At 45.9% G+C, this 1,972-nt stretch carries 1 protein-coding gene, 1 tRNA gene and 1 pseudogene; 1 reads left to right on the top strand and 2 read right to left on the bottom strand.

Annotated features, from left to right (window positions below):
• Together H6F50_RS07525 and H6F50_RS07520 are read right to left on the bottom strand one after the other, a co-directional pair.
• Positions 1-221 (bottom strand): annotated as a pseudogene (locus H6F50_RS07525) (hypothetical protein); the annotation flags it as partial.
• Between the two features lie 189 nt (positions 222-410).
• Positions 411-502: transfer RNA gene (locus tag H6F50_RS07520), tRNA-Ser, on the bottom strand.
• Between the two features lie 613 nt (positions 503-1,115).
• Here H6F50_RS07520 and H6F50_RS07515 point away from each other — a divergent pair.
• On the top strand, positions 1,116-1,972 hold an 857-nt coding region (locus H6F50_RS07515), incomplete at its 3' end, for a glycosyltransferase (RefSeq protein ID WP_190428045.1).

Below are 1,972 nucleotides of genomic sequence, written 5' to 3'. Positions count from 1 at the left end.
GGCAGCAGTGAGCCAATCTTGAGTCCGGAACCGCTGGTGGCTGGGGTAGAACCTGTAGTCTGGGCGGGGCTACTGGTTGTACTGGTTGGCGTGTTATTACCTGGCGTTGTTTGAGAGGGGTTTTCGCAAGCAACGGTTAGAAAACTTGTCGTAATGGTGGTAATTGCTAGGGCGATCGCCCAACTCGGTTTGATATTTTTGGCTGAAGCGGGTCTGCTCATTTGGGTGTTTAACTCTTCAACAGTCCACGATTGAAATCAAATATTTTAATTGATCTCAGTTGTTTAAGAATACAGCCATAACTTCTGCCAACATTTTAGCTAGCAGAAGCGATCGCTGTGAGACGTCAAGAGTGAGGCGTTTGCTTTTCCCGATTGGGCTTCGCTACTTGTCTGTTTTCGCTTTTAAAACGGAGAGGGAGGGATTCGAACCCTCGGTACGGAGTTACCAACCGTACAACAGATTAGCAATCTGTCGCTTTCGACCACTCAGCCACCTCTCCTAGGTGACAAATATAGATAATAGCAGATATTAATCAATTGGTGCTGCTGTCAAAAAAATTTTCTTTTTTTTGATGCCCGATCGTGCCGAGTGAGTCTTCGCAGTTGCAGGGAAAGCCATGATTCATCCTCGTCGTTGTGGTTGTTTGCTTCTTTCCCAATGCCTTAGTATAATTACCTATTGTTAAATTTCTTATGGCTGGCAAAGAAATCTAATAAATGCTTACAACCCGCTTTCTTTAAGGCTTGGGCGATTTAAATATTCTCGCGTTTCACAATTAAATCTATAAATCTTCACTTCCCTGACCGTTGGAGGACGGAAAAATGGGAATCCATTCGCTACTCTGGCGATTTATATGCCCTTTGGCTTAAAATTTTATTTCTTTGGGGGGAGGTCATGATACCCAATGATACCCACCCGTCCCCCGGAAGGTTGAATATAGTCAGGTAGTAGATTCTCTCCCGTAGTTGATGTTCATCATCAACGGCGAAGCTTATCCTATTAGCACAAGTAAAGATTCCTTAAGTTCCGGTGGGCTAAACAGGCAACTAAGTAGAATAGTCAACCCCTGCTTCGCCCTGAACGTCGTTGAGTGAAAAAATCGATATAAATATATGCTTTCCACAAACAACCAGCACATTGCTCTAATTTCCGTCCACGGAGATCCAGCAATTGAAATCGGTAAAGAAGAGGCTGGCGGTCAAAACGTTTATGTACGTCAGGTGGGTGAGGCACTTGCTCAACAGGGGTGGCAAGTAGATATGTTTACCCGCAAAGTTAGTGGCGATCAACCCACGATTGTTCAACATAGCGCGAATTGTCGAACAATTCGCTTGACAGCTGGTCCTGAAGAGTTTGTCCCAAGAGACAATTTGTTTGAGTATCTGCCAGTGTTTGTCGAACAGATGCTCAAGTTTCAGCAGCAAGAAGGCATTGAATATTCTATAGTACACACAAATTACTGGCTCTCATCTTGGGTGGGAATGGAGCTGAAGAAAGTTCAACCCATCAAACAAATTCATACTTACCACTCTTTGGGAGCCGTCAAATATAAGTCAGTTTCGACGATTCCCTTGATTGCTACCACGCGGCTAGAGGTAGAAAGAAAGGTTTTAGAGACAGCGGAACGGATTGTTGCCACCAGTCCGCAAGAGAAAGAACATATGCGATCGCTCGTTTCCACAAAAGGCAACATCGATATCATCCCCTGCGGCACCGATATTCGCAAGTTTGGTTCCGTCACCCGCGAAGCAGCACGAGAGAAACTGGGAATCGACGCCGACACCAACGTGGTCTTCTATGTGGGTCGGTTTGATCGACGCAAGGGAATTGAAACACTCGTTCGCGCCGTTGGCAAGTCCCAGATGCGTCAGCAAGGCAACCTGAAACTATTTATCGGCGGGGGTTCTCGTCCCGGTCAAAGTGACGGTATCGAACGCGATCGCATTGAAAAAATTGTCGGCGAACTGGG

It is taken from the genome of Coleofasciculus sp. FACHB-712 (assembly GCF_014695635.1).
Taxonomy (GTDB): Bacteria; Cyanobacteriota; Cyanobacteriia; order Cyanobacteriales; family FACHB-T130; genus FACHB-T130.
This window is presented reverse-complemented; position numbering and strand designations above follow the sequence as displayed.